This is a genomic window from Chloroflexota bacterium, from assembly GCA_009840625.1.
Lineage (GTDB): Bacteria > Chloroflexota > UBA11872 > UBA11872 > VXNJ01 > VXNJ01.
In genome coordinates this window covers 322,570-338,049 of the sequence record VXNJ01000001.1, presented here as the reverse complement: position 1 = coordinate 338,049, position 15,480 = coordinate 322,570, and the positions used below count along the sequence as shown (strand labels likewise).

At 65.9% G+C, this 15,480-nt stretch carries 14 protein-coding genes and 1 tRNA gene; 9 read left to right on the top strand and 6 right to left on the bottom strand.

What is annotated here, in order from left to right; all coding sequences use genetic code 11:
* The 4 genes from sucD (at nt 1) to mdh (ending at nt 4,262) form a co-directional block, all read left to right on the top strand.
* Nucleotides 1-864, top strand: a complete 864-nt coding sequence (gene sucD / locus F4X41_01440; GenBank protein MYB15690.1) for a succinate--CoA ligase subunit alpha — start codon at nt 1-3, stop codon at nt 862-864.
* Nucleotides 865-920: 56 nt separating this feature from the next.
* Nucleotides 921-2,558 (top strand): FAD-binding protein, encoded by a 1,638-nt coding sequence (locus tag F4X41_01435; protein MYB15689.1) that lies wholly within the window; start codon nt 921-923, stop codon nt 2,556-2,558.
* Nucleotides 2,555-3,268, top strand: coding sequence for a hypothetical protein (locus F4X41_01430; GenBank protein MYB15688.1), 714 nt, complete (start codon nt 2,555-2,557; stop codon nt 3,266-3,268). The genes F4X41_01435 and F4X41_01430 overlap by 4 nt, the downstream gene beginning before the upstream one ends.
* Nucleotides 3,269-3,335: 67 nt before the next feature.
* Nucleotides 3,336-4,262, top strand: a complete 927-nt coding sequence (gene mdh / locus F4X41_01425) for a malate dehydrogenase (GenBank protein ID MYB15687.1) — start codon at nt 3,336-3,338, stop codon at nt 4,260-4,262.
* Between the two features lie 18 nt (nt 4,263-4,280).
* Here mdh and F4X41_01420 read toward each other — a convergent pair whose 3' ends face one another.
* The 3 genes from F4X41_01420 to F4X41_01410 are packed head-to-tail and all read right to left on the bottom strand — an operon-like array spanning nt 4,281 to nt 7,627.
* Nucleotides 4,281-5,039 (bottom strand): succinate dehydrogenase/fumarate reductase iron-sulfur subunit, encoded by a 759-nt coding sequence (locus F4X41_01420; GenBank protein ID MYB15686.1) that lies wholly within the window; start codon nt 5,037-5,039, stop codon nt 4,281-4,283.
* A 6-nt stretch (nt 5,040-5,045) separates the two neighbouring features.
* Entirely contained in the window at nt 5,046-6,848 is a 1,803-nt protein-coding gene (locus tag F4X41_01415; GenBank protein MYB15685.1) for a fumarate reductase/succinate dehydrogenase flavoprotein subunit, read from the bottom strand.
* Nucleotides 6,845-7,627: a succinate dehydrogenase gene (locus F4X41_01410; protein ID MYB15684.1), complete on the bottom strand. Its 783-nt coding sequence runs from the start codon at nt 7,625-7,627 to the stop codon at nt 6,845-6,847. Before F4X41_01410 ends, F4X41_01415 begins: the two co-directional genes overlap by 4 nt.
* Nucleotides 7,628-7,728: 101 nt before the next feature.
* On the opposite strand from F4X41_01410, the gene F4X41_01405 reads away from it, so the two are divergent.
* The 3 genes from F4X41_01405 to F4X41_01395 all read left to right on the top strand — a co-directional run bounded on the left by F4X41_01405 (nt 7,729) and on the right by F4X41_01395 (nt 9,346).
* Nucleotides 7,729-7,801 (top strand) — tRNA-Arg (locus F4X41_01405).
* Nucleotides 7,802-7,836: 35 nt separating this feature from the next.
* Nucleotides 7,837-8,460: a phytanoyl-CoA dioxygenase family protein gene (locus F4X41_01400; protein ID MYB15683.1), complete on the top strand. Its 624-nt coding sequence runs from the start codon at nt 7,837-7,839 to the stop codon at nt 8,458-8,460.
* Entirely contained in the window at nt 8,450-9,346 is an 897-nt protein-coding gene (locus F4X41_01395) for a TIM barrel protein (GenBank protein ID MYB15682.1), read from the top strand. The genes F4X41_01400 and F4X41_01395 overlap by 11 nt, the downstream gene beginning before the upstream one ends.
* A gap of 19 nt (nt 9,347-9,365) precedes the next feature.
* Here the strand turns inward: F4X41_01395 and iolD are convergent, their stop codons facing one another.
* From iolD to F4X41_01380, 3 genes are all read right to left on the bottom strand, one after another.
* On the bottom strand, nt 9,366-11,264 hold the full coding sequence (iolD, locus tag F4X41_01390) for a 3D-(3,5/4)-trihydroxycyclohexane-1,2-dione acylhydrolase (decyclizing) (GenBank protein MYB15681.1): 1,899 nt from the start codon (nt 11,262-11,264) through the stop codon (nt 9,366-9,368).
* A 72-nt stretch (nt 11,265-11,336) separates the two neighbouring features.
* Nucleotides 11,337-12,509, bottom strand: coding sequence for a Gfo/Idh/MocA family oxidoreductase (locus F4X41_01385; GenBank protein ID MYB15680.1), 1,173 nt, complete (start codon nt 12,507-12,509; stop codon nt 11,337-11,339).
* A gap of 162 nt (nt 12,510-12,671) precedes the next feature.
* Nucleotides 12,672-13,391, bottom strand: coding sequence for a ribonuclease activity regulator RraA (locus tag F4X41_01380; protein ID MYB15679.1), 720 nt, complete (start codon nt 13,389-13,391; stop codon nt 12,672-12,674).
* 156 nt (nt 13,392-13,547) lie between these two features.
* Here F4X41_01380 and F4X41_01375 point away from each other — a divergent pair, with 156 nt between their 5' ends.
* Nucleotides 13,548-13,961: a cupin domain-containing protein gene (locus tag F4X41_01375; GenBank protein ID MYB15678.1), complete on the top strand. Its 414-nt coding sequence runs from the start codon at nt 13,548-13,550 to the stop codon at nt 13,959-13,961.
* A 39-nt stretch (nt 13,962-14,000) separates the two neighbouring features.
* Entirely contained in the window at nt 14,001-15,440 is a 1,440-nt protein-coding gene (locus tag F4X41_01370; protein MYB15677.1) for a sulfatase-like hydrolase/transferase, read from the top strand.
* Nucleotides 15,441-15,480: the final 40 nt, after the last annotated feature.

Sequence of the window (15,480 nt, the reverse complement as noted above, 5' to 3'; positions counted from 1 at the left end):
TTGGTGCTGGTCAACGCGAAAACCGGGATCCTGGTCCAGGGCATCACCGGCCGCCAGGGCGCGTTCCATGCCGGATTGATGCTCGAATACGGCGCCCGAATCGTTGCCGGGGTCGTGCCCGGCCGGGGCGGCCAGGCCGTTAGCGGGGTCCCCGTTTACAACACCGTCGAGGAGGCCACGCAGGAGCAGGCGATCGACGCCGGAGTGGTTTTCGTTCCGCCCTTTGCAGCCGCCGACGCAGTCTGCGAACAGGTCGATGCCGGAATCGACTTGGTAGTGGTGATCACCGAAGGGATCCCGGTGCTGGACTGCGCGCGGATGCTCGCCTTCGCGAGGGCCCGCGGCGCAAGGATCCTGGGGCCGAACTGCCCGGGCCTGATCCTTCCCGGACAGACCAAGCTCGGCATAATCCCCGGCGATATCGCCCAACCCGGCCGGGTCGGCGTCGTGTCCCGATCAGGAACCCTGACTTACGAGGTCATCCAGGCCCTCTCCGACCGCGGAATCGGCCAGGGCCTCTGCCTTGGAATCGGCGGCGATCCGATCAAAGGGCTCTCGTTCGTCGACGCGCTGGCACTCTACGAATCCGATCCGGACATCGACGCGATGGTGCTGATCGGAGAGATCGGCGGCCGCGACGAGGAGCTGGCCGCCGAATACATCGCCGAGGTCTGTCGCAAGCCGGTGGTGGGGTTCGTTGCCGGGCGCGCCGCCCCGCCGGAGCGGCGAATGGGTCACGCCGGCGCGATCGTTTCCGGCGGCACCGGTGCCGCAGAGGGCAAGATCGCCGCACTCACGGCGGCCGGTGTGGCGATCGCCGGTCATCCCGACCATGCGGGCGATCTGGTCGCCGCCCGACTCTGAACAGACCGCATGAGAGAAGGTGCGGGCGTACACCAAATTAAGATTTTGATCGTGGGGTGGCCGGCCGGCGCAGCTGGAAGGGCCACCGTTGCTTTGTCCGGGCCAATTCGGGACGGGGCTCTGTTTCTTTGATTGAATACGACTTGGTGGTGGTGGGCGGCGGTATCGCCGGACTGCGCGCCGCCATTGCCGCCGCTGAATCAGACCTGTCGGTGGCCCTGATATCGCGAGCCCCCTTCGGCGCGCACCATGACGGGAACATCCGCGACGGCCTGAACGCTCCCGCCGGCGATTCCCAGATCGAGCAGTTCCGCTCCGACGCGCTCGCCGCCGGATCCGGACTGGCCGATGCCGCGGCCGTTTCGCGATCCGCTGACGCAGCGGTGGCCGAGGCCGTGGCCACCGAGCACATGGGGGCCGCCTACGCGCGCTCCGCCGATGGCGGGCTGCAGACGTTCCGGCTGGGACAAAACAGCGGTGACTACAGCCTGCGGGCGGGGTGGTGGACCGGTCGCGCGGTGCTGAACTCGCTGCTCGATCAGGCCTGCGGCTACGCGATCGATGGCTACTTCGAGTGGCTGCCGCTGGAGCTCCACATGGATGAAGTCGGGGTCAGCGGTTTGACCGCGCTCAACATCCGGTCGGGGCAGGTGCAGGCATTCGCATGCGGCAACGTGCTCCTTACCGACGGGGCCGTCGGAGGCCTGTATTCGGTCAGCGGCAATGCGCGCCACAGCGCGGGAACCGCGCAATCCCTGGCGGCGGCAGCCGGCGCGGTTCTGCTCGACCCCGAGCTGGTCGAATTCGTTCCCGGATTGGTCTCCAGCTCACCGGCCGCTGCCGGGGCCGTGATCGGTGACGCCGCTGCCGCTGCCGGCGCGCGCTATTCGGGCCTCAGATCCGAACCGGACGGTATTGCCCTGGGCGCGGTTGCCCGGGCGTTGGATCCCGGCGGCGGTTCGAGAGTTGATTTCTCGGACTGCGTCGAGGAGTTGGAACTTTTCGCGCCCGAACTGCGCGGGCTGCTGGACGATTACTTCGGCGCGGCGGTTGTCCCCAGCGCACACTTTGCGCTGGGCGGAATCGCCCCGGACACCGGCATCCCGGGACTGCACGCGGCCGGCGAGGCGGCCGCCGGGTCCCTGCACGGGGCCGGATTGCTACCCGGCAATGCGCTGTTGGACCTATTGCTTTCGGCCAAGTCGGCGGTGTCCCGGATCGATCCGCGTCCGGCCGCCCTGTCCGAAAGCGTCCGCTGGCGGGCCCAGGAAGGAATTCAGCTGACGCTGGCCGGCGATTCGAGCATCGACCCGGCGGTTCTCTGGAACCGGCTCCGCGGCCTGATGAGTTCGAACCTGGGTCTGGGACGCGATGTAAGCGGCCTGGCCGCGGCCGCCGATCAAATCGCCGAAATCGGCGATCTTGCGCGCCGCGCCGCACCGGCCAGTTCCGGCTACCATTTCAACCTCGAACTGGTCCGTCTGCTGGAATTGCGCCAGGGCGTGGTTACGGCGGCGGCGATCGCCGCCGGGGCCGGTTCGCGCCGGGAATCGCGGGGGCCGCACCAGCGCGCAGATTTCCCGAACGCCGACGCCGATTTCGCCGACCACAGCGCGATTCGGTTTTCCGCGTCCGGCTGGCGCAGCGACCGGTGGGCGGATTATGAGCCGGCGGCGGCGGAGGTTCCGGCGTGATTTCCCAGACCGAACTCAGCATCGCCCGCTACGACCCCGAGACCGACCCGGCACCGAGCTGGCGCAGCTACACGATCCGCACCGAACCGGGTATGACCCTGCAGGACGCGCTGGTCCAGGTGCGCGACGAACAGGACGGTTCGCTGCGGTTCCGCGAGGCGGAACCGGGGGGATTCTCGGGCGTCGGCGCGGTAACCCTGAACGGCCGGCCGGTTCTGCCGGTCCGCGAACCGCTGCCGTCCGCGGGCGAAGAAATCCGAATCGGACCGCTGTCCAATCACGCGGTCATTGTTGACCTGGTAGTTGACGGCGAAATCTCCCGCAATCGGCTGGCCCGGCTCTCGCCCTGGATGCAGCGGGTTGATGCCCCCGACCCCGAACGCCCAACGCCCATGACCCGCGAGGAACTGGACCGGCTGCAGCGCAGCGAATTCTGCAACGGCTGCGGGATTTGCGATGCCGCCGTGCGCGGCGTGGACGTGGATTTTCTCGGTGCCGCCTACCTGCTCAAGACCTACCGGCTCGCCGCCGACGTGCGCGACGATTTCGACCGCGAGCGATTGGAAATGGCGGTCGGCCCGAACGGCATGTGGCGGCTCAATCTCGCCCAATTTGCATCCGATCCCTGTCCTTACCACCTGGCTCCATTTGCCCAAATCGACAAGCTGCGGCGGGCAGCCGAACTAAACGGATTTCGCAATCCGGGCTAGTTGACCGGGATTGCCGGAGCGGCCCATTCCTCAGACAGCACCAGAACGAAAACGCGAGGCTAGTTGAATGCGACCCAAAGTAACCGTGGTCGGCGCCGGCGCCACCGGCGGTTCGACCGCCCGTCGAGTGGCCGAGCGGGGATACGCCGACGTGGTACTGCTCGACATCGTCGAAGGCCTGCCGCAGGGCAAGGCGCTGGACCTGAATCACGCCGCGGCGCTGGCAGGCTATCCGACCACCATGCTGGGCAGCAATTCCTACGACGACACCGCCGGATCGTCGGTGTGCGTCGTCACATCCGGATTTCCGCGCCGGCCCGGCATGAGCCGCGACGACCTGCTGCTGGCGAACAAGGCGATCGTCGAAGAAGTCACCACCGAATTGGTGCGGCGGTCGCCGGATACCACGCTGGTGATCCTCTCCAATCCGATGGACGCCATGGCGCAGCTGGCCATGCACGTATCGGGTTTTCCGCGCGAGCGCGTCATTGGCCAGGGCGGGATCCTGGACACCTCGCGCTTTCGCACCTTCCTGGCCTGGGAACTGGGGGTCTCGCCGGCCGACGTCTCCGGATTCGTACTCGGCGGGCACGGGGACACCATGGTCCCGGTGCCAAGCTACACGAGCGTGAACGGGATCCCGATCCGGGACCTGATCGCGCCCGAACGGCTGGATCAGATCATCGATCGAACCAGCAACGGCGGCGGGGAAATAGTCGGTCTGATGAAGACGGGTGGCGCGTTCGAAGCGCCCGGCGAAGCCTGCGCGATGATGGTCGACGCGATCCTTCTTGATCAGAAGCGGCTTTTCCCCTGCGCGGTCATGCTGGATGGCGAATTCGGCATCAGCGAAACCTTCGTCGGCGTGCTGGTCAAACTCGGGGCCGGCGGAGTCGAGGAAATCGTCGACCTCCAGCTCGACGAGACCGAGCTGGCCGGCCTGCGCGGTTCGGCTGCGGCGGTACGCGAACTTATCGAAGTTATGGGGATCTAACCGGCCGCAGCGGGCCCGTCAGCGGTTGCCGGTCAACAGCCCCAGCAGCTTGCGGACGGGATCGTAGGCGTCGTCGGCGACGCGTTCCTTCAACGGGATGATCGCGTTGTCGGTAATCTTTATGCCCTCGGGGCAGACGTCGGTGCAGCACTTGGTGATGTTGCAGAAACCGATTCCGTGGCTCTCGCGAAGGTCCGAGCGGCGGTCGGCGTTATCCAACGGGTGCATCTCCAGCGCGGCGGCATGGATCAGCAGCCGCGGACCGACGAATTCCTGGTGCAGGGCGCTGGCCCGCAGCACGTGACAGACATCCTGGCACAGGAAGCACTCGATGCACTTTCTAAATTCCTGGACCCGGTCGATGTCGCGCTGCTGCATCCGCCAACCCCCGGCAGAGCGCTCCTCCTCGGTTTGCGGCCGCGGTGAAAACCCTTTGACGCTTTGCTTGGCGCGGTAGTTCCAGCTCACGTCGGCGACCAGATCGGTGATGACTGGAAAGGCGCGCAGGGGAGTGACGTACACGGGTTTTTCGACGTCGATCTCGTGAAAGCCGGTCATGCAGGCCAATTTGGGTCGCCCGTTTATTTCGACCGAGCAGGACCCGCATTTGCCGGCCTTGCAGTTCCAGCGGCAGGCCAGCGAGGGATCGGCGTTGGCCTGGATCCAGTGCAGGGCGTCGAGCACCACCATCCCCTCTTCAAGCGGGACCTGAAAATCCTCGAATTCGGGCTTTTGCGTGTTGCCACGCTGGACTCGCAATGTGGCGCTATCCGACATGCGGCGCTATTCCCCGTCGATGATGGCTTGAAACTCGGGCGGCGGCTTCTCCAGCCGGGAGCGCCGCACGCGCAGCGGCCCGTCGGCCGAAGGGCCCACGATGACCGAGTAGTCGCCCCACTCGGGATCGGTTAAGGGGTAATCGTCGCGGGTATGGGCCCCGCGGCTCTCGGTGCGGGCCAGCCCGGCCAGCGCGCAGGCCCGGGCAACGGTCAGGACGTTGCGCAGGTCGATCGCCTGTTGCCAGGCGACGTTGTAGGCGCGCCCGCCGCGGACCGGGGCCGACGCCGACCGCGCGGCTAGTTCTTCCAGGTCGCCGAGGGCCGATTCCAGGTCCCTTTGGCGGCGGATGATGCCGACCTTGCGGTCCATCATTTCCTGCAGCTCCGAGAGGAGCGCGAAGGGGTTCTCGGCGCCCTCGGCCGCAAACGGCGACAGTGCGCGGGCCACCGCCGATTCGACCGTTGCCGCCGCCGGCTTGGGCGGGGAACCGCATTCAAGGGCGTACTGGGCGGCGTGCTCGCCGGCCCGCTTGCCGAAGACCAGGAGATCGGTCAGCGAGTTGCCGCCCAGGCGGTTGGCCCCGTGCATTCCGCCGGCCGCTTCCCCGGCCGCGAACAGCCCCGGCAGGCTTGAGGCCTGGGACTCCGATTCAACCCGAATACCGCCCATGATGTAGTGGGCGGTGGGGCCGACCTCCATCGGGGTCTTGGTAATGTCCACCTGCGCCAGTTCAGTGAACTGGTGATACATCGAGGGCAGGCGCGACCGGATGTCGTCGGCGGAGCGCTGCGAGGCGATGTCGAGGAAGACGCCGCCGTGGGGCGAGCCCTCGCCGGCTCCGACCTGGCGCAGGATCGCCCGCGCCACCTCGTCACGGGTCAACAGCTCCGGAGGCCGGCGCGCCTGCTGGTCCCCTTCCAGCCAGCGTCGGGTCTCGGACTCGTCCTCGGCGAATTCGCCCTCGAACATCTCCGGCACGTTGTCGAACATGAAGCGCTGCCCGGACCGGTTGCGCAGGATCCCGCCTTCGCCGCGGACCGCCTCGGTGACCAGGATCCCCCGCACCGAGGGCGGCCAGACCATACCGGTCGGATGGAATTGGACGAACTCCATGTCTATCAGTTCGGCGCCGGCGTCAAGCGCCAGGGCGTGACCGTCGCCGGTCCCTTCCCAGGAATTGGTATTGATCGCCCAGGCCCGGCAGGCTCCGCCGGTGGCCACGACCACCGCGCTGGCGGCGATTGCGAGGAGCTTCCCGTCGGCGCGCTGGAAGGCGAGCGCCCCGACCACCCGGCCGCCTTCGACCAGCAATCCGGTGACGGTGCATTCCATGTGCACCTCAAGGCCCTGGTGGACGCCGTGGTCCTGCAGGGTGCGGATCATCTCCAGGCCGGTCCGGTCGCCGACGTGAGCCAGCCGCGGATAACGGTGGCCACCAAAATTTCGCTGCAGGATCAGGCCGTCGTCGGTGCGGTCGAACACCGCACCCCAGGCTTCCAATTCGCGGACCCGGTCGGGGGCCTCCAGGGCGTGGATCTGGGCCATCCGCCACTGGTTCAGGTGCTTGCCGCCGCGCATGGTGTCGCGAAAGTGGACTTGCCAGGAATCGCGCTTGTCGGTGTTCTGGAGCGCCGCCGCCATCCCGCCCTCGGCCATAACTGTGTGGGCTTTGCCGAGCAGCGACTTGCAGATCACCCCGACGCTGGCGCCGCTCGCGCTGGCCTCGATAGCGGCCCGCAGTCCGGCCCCGCCGGCTCCGATGACCAGCACGTCGTAGGCGAGCCGCTCGGGTTCGGGCGTGTTCATGCCGAAATGAGAATCAGCCGCGGATCGCCGATTACTCCAGACGAGACCAGGCGCACGTAAAAGTCGGCGAATCCGATCCAGACGAGCGAGAACCACGCCCAGGCGCCGTGGTTCTCGTTGAACTTTGTCACCACCTGCCATAGGCGCCCGCGCGTTCGCGCCGCCAAGGAGCAGGAGAAGCAGTCCAGACCGCCCCCCACCATGTGTCGCAGCGAATGGCACCCGAAGGTGTACCCGGCCAGTCCGATGACGTTGACGATCAGGATCAAGGTCCCGAGGCCGATGCCGAAGCCGTTGCTGAAAAAGAAAGCCAGGACGGTGTCGTGGAGGTTAATCACCACCAGGGCCACCGCGAAGGGCACGAAGTAGCGATGCAGGTTCTGCAACAGGAGCAGACCGCGCTCACCGTGGTAGGGAATGTTCAGCCGTCCGACCGCGCATGCCGGTGGCGATAGAAAGTAGGAGCGGTAGTAGGATCGCCGGTAGTAGTAGCAGGTGAGCCTAAAGCCGAGCGGCGCCCAGAGGATCAGCAGGGCCGGCGTGCGCAGCCAATCCGGCCACCAGTCGGGCCAGGGAAACCCGGCAAAATTGGGCGCGTAAAGGGGCGAGAGGTACGGCTCGGCGATGTGGTGCTCGTTTTGCGCTCCCTGCAGCAGCGCCCAGGTGGCGTAGACGACGAATGCCCCGAAAATGACTCCGAACCGCAGTGGTTCCACCCACCAGCGGTCGGTGCGAAAGCTCTTCCCGAGACTCTCCCGGGCAGCCGGAATGGTCGCCAATTCGGTTACGATCTCTCCTTGCCGGGGAACGCTTGCGCAAACACCCACCTAGGATAGTTTGTGTGGGATCGCCAACGCCCGGACCGGGTGTCGGGCGCCGGGCCCCCGTAGCTCAGGGGACAGAGCAGCTGCCTTCTAAGCAGCGGGTCGTGTGTTCGAATCGCACCGGGGGCGCCGACCGGATCTGGAATGATGGACGGCGGGGATCGATGCAGCCTTCAAGGTTGAGTCGCAGCCAGCAGGCGCGTTTCGCCAGCTGCGGTGCGCTTGTCCTTAAAAGGGCGTTGGCGGCGGAGATTCAGGCGCTGGAAGATGCGTTCGAACGCGTCTTTGGCGCCTGGTCCGGCCCCGCCGGCCAGCGCGCGTCCATGACCGGGTTCCTGGAACTCGATCCGGTCCTCTCCGGGCTCCGATCGCACGGAATGATCAATCGCCTGCAGGCCTCGCTGGTCCCCGGCAGGAGTCTGGTCCAGATCGCCAGCACGGGAAACCTCCATTCCGGCGACAACCCATGGCACGTCGACGGGGTGGGAACGGACACTATCCACGTGCGGATCAACGTCTACTTGGACCCGGTCGCGGTCGGCCGCGGCTGCCTGTTGGTAATCCCGGGATCGCACCGGTACGGGCCGTGGCAATCGGGTCCGGCGCCGGACCCGATCGTCCGGTTGCCGGACTGGTACGATCCGGGCGGAGCCTGGATCGGACTGGAATCTGAACCGGGCGATGTAGTGGTTATCGACCGCCGCATAATCCACGCCTCCTTGGGCGGGGGTCTCCGGCGGCGAATGTTCAATCTCGATTTGAAGGAAGGCAAGGGTCGTGCCGCTTAAAGTCAGGGTCGCCAGTTCGCCCACCTCCTGGGGCGTATCGTTCGCATCCGATCCCCTGCAGCCGCCGTGGAACCGGTTCCTGGACGAGGTGGCCCGCTCCGGATATCGCTGGATCGAATCCGGCGGGTTCGGCTACCTGCCGACCGACCCGCGGCGCCTGGGCACCCAGCTGGTCGCGCGCGGACTTTCAATTTGCGGCGGCAGGGTAATGCGCAACTACCTGTTCGATGACGAGCAGGACTCGATCCGCCAGGAGTGCTTCCAACTGGCCGAACTCCTCTCGGCCGCCGGCGCCGAAGCGATCATCCTCATCGAAGGCCTTTACCGCGAAAAAGAGACCGGGCGCCTGATCGACGAACCCGAGCTGGATGAAGCCAGGTTCAAGCTGCTGGTCGAGCGGGTGGTAGATCTGGCCCGGGCGCTGCGGTCTAACTTTCCGCTCAAGACTTACTTCCATCCCCATGCCGAGACCCATGTCTGCACCGAAGAGCACATGGACCGGTTCTTCGAACTGGCCGCCGACCCCGAACTGGGCCAGGTCCTGGACACCGGCCACCACGCCTACTGCGGCGGCGACCCCAATTCCTACATGGCCCGCAACCACGCCCGCATACCGTACGTGCACCTGAAGAACATTCATCCCGAGGTTCACGCGCGCTGCCAGGCCGAGGGAACGGGATTCCTGCCCAGCGTCCGCGCCGGGGTGTTCTGCGAACCCGAATACGGGCTTTTCGACCTGCGCGATTTCCGACGTGTGCTGGAAGAGGTCGAGTTCGACGGATTCGCGGTCGTGGAACAGGATCTCTATCCGGTGGAGACGTTCGCGGTGCCGGAGCCGATCGCCACCCGGACACGCAACTGGCTCAGCCGGAACGGATTCGGCTGAGCCTCATCCGGCCCGCGATTTACCAGTAGTAGCGCTGGCGGGCGCGTCCGCGCTGGCTTTCCTCCGACACCTTGACCACTACCGGGTCGTTGCTCACCTCGGCCGCGTAGACGTCCCACCACACCCCCGGCGAGGGCGCGGTGGTGTACTTGTCGACGTCGACTTCGATCAGACAGGGGCCGGCCTGGCCACGGGCTTCCTCCAGGGCGGCCGATAAATCGGCGGCGCTGTCTACCGACCAGCTTCGCGCCCCCATGCCGGCGGCGATTTCGGCGAACGGAATCTCGACGAAATCGCCGAGTTCAAGCGTGTTCGATTCGGGATCGCGCCAGCGGAACTCGTTGCCCAGGCTGTGCCCCACGGTGCGCCGCTGATGGGCGTTGATCGACTGGAAGCCCAAATTGCGGACGATGATCACGGTGATCTTGGCGCGTTCCTGGAGGGCGGTTATCAACTCGGACGGGTGCATCAGGAACCCCCCGTCGCCAATGTGGACGAATACTTCGCCTGGGGGATCGGTCTTGCGCACGCCGATCGCGGCCGGTATCTCGTAGCCCATGCAGGAATTGCCGAATTCGAGCATGGCCGTCCGTCCGCCGGTGCCGTCCCAAAGCTTGCACATTTCCCCGACCGGCGTGCCGGCCGCGGCGATCATGATGTCTCCGGCCCGGGCGTGCCGGTTCAGGACACCGATCAACTGCGGATGGGTCAGGGGCTTGCCGGCCGCGGGGACCTGCACTTCGGCGATCTCGGCGCGCCAGCTGCGCCGGGCGTTGCCGACCGCTTCCAGCCAATCCGGGTTGGGAGATACGCCGCGATCGGCGGCGGCGGCTCCTAACTGTTCCAGGGCGAGGACGGCGTCGGCGACGACCGGATGGGCGCCCAGCTTGATCGAATCGCGGGGGCTGACGTTGATGGAAATGAACCCGACGTCGGGGTTCTGGAAGATGGAATTGGATCCGGTGGTGTAGTCGGCGAGCCGGGTGCCGACGCAGATTACCAGGTCGGCGTTCTCGGCCGCGTGCGCCGCGGCGCGGGTACCGTTCATCCCGATCCCGCCCAGCAGCAGCTCGCTGTCGCGGGAGATCACGCTGCGTCCGGCATAGGTCTCGGCAACCGGCACCCCGAAGCGCTCTGCGAATCCGGTCAGCGATTCCTCGGCGTTCGAATAGCGAACGCCCCCGCCGGCGATGATCAACGGCGCGCGTGCGGCAGCGAGCAGTTCGGCGGCGCGTTCGATCGCGACCCTTGTGGGTGGCCTTCGCTCGATCAGCCAGGTGTTTTCGCGGAAAAAATTGGTTGGGTAGTCAAATGCCCAGTTCTGGATGTCCTGGCACAGCGCCAGGCAGACTGCCCCGGTTTCGGCCGGATCGGTCAGGACCCGGAAGGCTTCTGGCAGCGAGAACAGCAGCTGTTCGGGACGGGTGATCCGGTCGAAAAACCGGACCGCCGGCCGGAAGCAGTCGGTCACCGAGTAGTCCTGGTTTACCGGATGCTCGATATCCTGCAGGATTTGGCCCTGGTGGCGGGTGGCGAAGTAGTCCGAGGGGAGCAGCAGGACCGGGATCCGATCGATCGTGGCGGTGGCCGCGCCGGTGATCATGTTGGTCGCGCCCGGTCCGATCGAGGTCGTGCAGGCCATCGTCGCCAGGCGCCGCTTGGCCTTGGCGAATCCGGCCGCGGCGTGCACTTGGGCCTGTTCGTTGAACGGCTGGTGATAGGGCAGTCCCGGTCCGCCGTATTCGTGGATCGCCTGGCTCAGGCCCGAGACGTTCCCGTGTCCGAAGATCCCCCAGATTCCCTGGATGAACCGCTGCCGCACGCCGTCGAATTCGGAGTGCTGGGCGTTGATGAAGCGCACCAGCGCCTGCGCCATGGTCAGGCGCACGGTCTCGTGCGAGTCGTAGGTCGTGTACATGGTTGCGCAAATCCCCCGTCGGCCATCTCGGCCGTTAGTTCATTATTTCGATTGGCCGGCCGCCAACCGGACTCAGGGAATCGCGGCCACCTGCTCCCAGCGTCCCGAATCCCAGGATCGGGCCATCGCCGCGTTCACGCGCGCCACTTGCAGGGTCGACTCGAAGTCGGGGGCCTCGGATTTGCCGGCCGCGATCGCGCTCAGGAACTGGTGGGCGCCAATCACCTGCAGGGCTTCGTAGTCGATCCCACCGCCCAGATCGGCCGAAAAGCGCGCGTGGTTGGGATGGTGCCGGCCGGCGAACACGGTAGTGAGCCCGATACGCTCGGGTTCCTCGCCGGCGATGTAGAGCTGTAGCTTGTTGAGCAGGTTGAATTGCCAGGATGCGACGCCTTCGGTGCCGTAGATGGTGAAACCGAATTCGTTCGCCGGCGTCTGCATCACCCGGGAGGCCTCGAAAGTCGCCGTCGCCCCCGACTCGAGCCGCGCCTGGGCATAAACCGAGTCCTCGTTGTCGACGGGCAACATTGGATCGGAGTCCGACCCAAGAGCGTAGTGGTCGACCCCCAGTCTCGGTTCCGGCCGCTGTTCGTATACGTGCTGCTTCTGCGAGGAGACTTCGCTTACCGGACCAGCCAGCAGGGTCGCCATGTCAACGACGTGCGTCATCAGGTCGCCCAGCACCCCGTATCCGGACTGTTCGAAAACGTAGCGCCAGGTCCGAAATCCCTGCGGCGGCGCCCCGTAGGCGGCGAAGAAGACTCCGCGGTAGTGCAGGATCCGACCCAGCCTGCCGCTGGCGGCGAGCTGGGCGGCGTAGCTGACGACCGGCACCCAGCGGTAGCAGAAACCCACGAACGTGACCACGCCGCTGCGCCGCGCGGCAGCGGCGATCGCGGCGGTCTCTTCGGGCGTGCGCCCGACCGGTTTCTCGCAGAAGATGTGCTTCCCGGCCTCGGCCGCGGCGATTGCTATTTCGGCATGGGAGTCATTGCGGGTGGCAATGCTGACCGCGTCGATGGAGGGATCGTCCAGCAGCTCCCGCCAATCCTCGGTCGAGCGCGGGATGCCGAGCCGCTGCGCCTCGGCCGCGGCGCGTCCGGGCAGGTTGTCGGCGCACGCCACAAGGTCCGCCGATATCCCGCTTTCGGGAAACCGCTCCCGGACCTCCCGATAGGCGCGGCAGTGGACCGAACCCATCCAGCCGGTCCCGATGATTCCGATGGAAATCCGCTTGGTAGCCATATTCGGCCGCCTCGCCACAGCCGCCAGTATGGCACTGACGCCGCCGCCCGCACCCAATTAGGGCGAATAATACCCGACGACCACCATATGTGCAACTGTGACGCGCCCGGCGCGCCTCAGCGTACTAGCGGTGGTGGCTGTTTCCTCCGGGTTTGATCTCCGTTACTGCGGATTGGCGAGCTTCCACTGCTCGTATTCGGCCAGGGTCTTTTCGTTGGGCGGATAGGCCTCCGAGAGCGGATAGCCGTGTTCGAGCACCCTTTCGCGGATGAACGTCTCTTTGTGCTCGATCGCGCTCCCTTCGGCCGCGATTTCGGCCGCCAGCGACGGCGGGATCACCACCGCGCCGTCGCCGTCGGCGAGGATCCAGTCCCCGGGAAAGACGCTGGTGCCGCAGCAGCGGACCGGCTGATCGTAGTCAATCGCCATGAACGATCGCTGCGAAGCGGCTCCGTGAATGCCCTTGACAAAGCACGGCAGGCCGACCAACTCGCGGATCTGGACTCCGTCGCGCAGGCCGCCGTCGGAAATGACCCCGACCCCGCCCTGGGCCTTTATCCGCGCCGAGATGATGTCGCCGATCGAACCGGCGGTAACTTCGCCGCCCGAATCAATTACCAGGAAGTCGCCCTCGGAAATGTTGTCGGAGACCAGCCGTTGCGGGTTGCTGCCGGCCGCGACCATGGCCTTGTGAACGTCTTCGCGCATCGGAATCTGGCGCAGCGTTCGGGCGCGGCCCACGATGACGCCGCTGACCGGCACCACCGCCTGCAGCCCCGCCATGTAGGTGTTGGAAATCCCCTTCTGCTCCAGCAGGTGGGTCGCGGTGGCTGGGGTGACCTTGGCCAATTGGCGGGCAAGGTCCTGGTCGCTGCGATTCATGGTCTGCTTTCTCCCCCTCGGCTGGGGTGCCGCAACTGGCAACGGCTGCTTTCAGGTAGCGCGCATCGCGCCCAAGGATTAGTTTGCCCGCAACGCGGCGGCCGGAAGGGTTGCGATCACAAAATACGGAGGAATCTATGCAGGAAGCCGGAACAAATGCGCGCCAAAGTACTTTCAGTCGATTCAATGGAGCCCATTTCGCGTGGCGGCGGAATAAAGTCCTATCCCTTTTTCGGCGAGTGGACCGGCGCGGAACAGCTGGTCTCCGGAATGAGTGTTTTCCCGCCCGGGACGGTAATCGTCGAGCACACCCACAACGTCGAAGAAATAGTGGTCGTGATCGGCGGGCAAGGCAACGCGATCATCGACGGCGAGGTCTTTCCGGTAAAGGCGGTCTCGACCACCTGGATACCGGCCGAGGTGCCGCACTACTTCGAGAACACCGGGGAGGGGGACCTGACGATTCTCTGGTTCTACGGCGAAATCGAGGTGGTGCGCAAGATAGTTGCCACCGGTGAGGTCATACCGCACCTCTCCGCCCGCGACCGTTCGATAGCGGCCAATTCCTAGCCGCCCTCGCTGAATCATTCACGGACCAGAGCCGAATCCATGTCCAAACCCCCCAACATCGTCATCTTCATGCCCGACCAGATGCGCTGGGACTGCACGTCCCACAGCGGCAACCGCCTGCTGGCGATGCCCCACTTCGACGCCCTGGCAGAGGAAGGGGCGGTGTTTTCTAACTTCTACGTAAACAACACCGTCTGCACCCCCTCGCGCTGCGCGATGTTTACCGGGCAGTACCCGCACAATCGCGGCCACCGATCGCTCTGGTACCTCCTCCAGGAACACGAACCCAACGTCCTGCGGGAGCTGAAGCAGGCCGGCTACCACGTCCACCTGACCGGCAAAAACCACCTGCTGGCCGATGACGCGGTCGAATCGAGCATTTCCTCGCGGACGCTCTCTCCGCTCGGCGTCGAGCGCCATAACCTGATGAATCCCCCCGATTGGCTGGACGAGCGCTATCGCTACACGCTCTATTACGGGGAGCGACCCGCCGACCTGGCGCGCGATTTCGACCGCGACTGGGTGGACGGGGCCCTGGAATTCCTAGGTTCGAATCCGCCCGAGCCGTTCTGCCTGGTGATCACCCTCTTCTTCCCGCACCCGCCCTACTGGGTGGAAGAGCCGTACTACTCCATGTACGACCGCGACGCGGTCCCGCTGCCGCGCCCGGCCCGCGACGGGGGCAGTCCGATTTACCATCGCGAGATTGCCGAGCGCTACGGAGTGGCCGAACTCTCCGAGGAAGAGTTGCGGGAAATCGTGGCCGTCTACTACGGCATGTGCTCGCGCATCGACGACCAGTTCGGCGAGGTCTGCGGGGCCCTGCGCGGGGCCGGGGTGTACGACGAGACCGCGATCGTATACCTCTCCGATCACGGTGACTACTGCGGTGACTGGCAATTGACCGAGAAATGGCCCTCCGGGTTCGAGGACCCGCTCGCCAACATTCCCTTTGCGATCAAGGCGCCGGGTGTCGCCGGCGGTCAGCAGTTCGACCAGCTCGCCGAAGCGGTCGACCTGACCGCCACGCTGCAGGACCTGGCCGGGATCGAGTCGGGCCACGACCATTTCGGTCTGAGCCTTATGCCGCTGCTGGCGGGCGAGCGCAACTGGCACAAGGAAGCGGTCTATTGCGAAGGCGGTCACCTCCCGCACGAGACCCAGGCCCTCGAGATAACCAGCAAGTACTCCAGCCTGCTCTGCTATCACCAGAAAGCGGCGATTCAGACCGAGAACCGCGCCTCAGTCTGCAAATCGGTGATGGTCCGCTCCGGCAAGTGGAAGTTCGTAATGCGGCTATCCGACCTGGACGAGCTATACGACCTGGAGGCCGATCCGCGGGAGATGGTCAACCTGGCCCGGGACCCGGATCATGCCGCGATCGTCCGCGAGCTAACCGACCGGATCGCGCGCTGGTATATCGAAACCGGCGATTACGTGCCCCGGGAGAAGGACGAGGCCGGCAGGCCCGCCCACTGAACCGGCTGCGGGTCGGACCGCCCGGACGGCGGTTTCTTCG

Bases quoted from the DNA above. Each gene is read 5' to 3' on its own strand.
- mdh (MYB15687.1), top strand. From the start codon at position 3,336: ATGCGACCCAAAGTAACCGTGGTCGGCGCCGGCGCCACCGGCGGTTCG.
- F4X41_01420 (MYB15686.1), bottom strand. From the start codon at position 5,039: ATGTCGGATAGCGCCACATTGCGAGTCCAGCGTGGCAACACGCAAAAG.
- F4X41_01415 (MYB15685.1), bottom strand. From the start codon at position 6,848: ATGAACACGCCCGAACCCGAGCGGCTCGCCTACGACGTGCTGGTCATC.
- F4X41_01400 (MYB15683.1), top strand. From the start codon at position 7,837: ATGCAGCCTTCAAGGTTGAGTCGCAGCCAGCAGGCGCGTTTCGCCAGC.
- iolD (MYB15681.1), bottom strand. From the start codon at position 11,264: ATGTACACGACCTACGACTCGCACGAGACCGTGCGCCTGACCATGGCG.
- F4X41_01385 (MYB15680.1), bottom strand. From the start codon at position 12,509: ATGGCTACCAAGCGGATTTCCATCGGAATCATCGGGACCGGCTGGATG.
- F4X41_01380 (MYB15679.1), bottom strand. From the start codon at position 13,391: ATGAATCGCAGCGACCAGGACCTTGCCCGCCAATTGGCCAAGGTCACC.
- F4X41_01375 (MYB15678.1), top strand. From the start codon at position 13,548: ATGCGCGCCAAAGTACTTTCAGTCGATTCAATGGAGCCCATTTCGCGT.
- F4X41_01370 (MYB15677.1), top strand. From the start codon at position 14,001: ATGTCCAAACCCCCCAACATCGTCATCTTCATGCCCGACCAGATGCGC.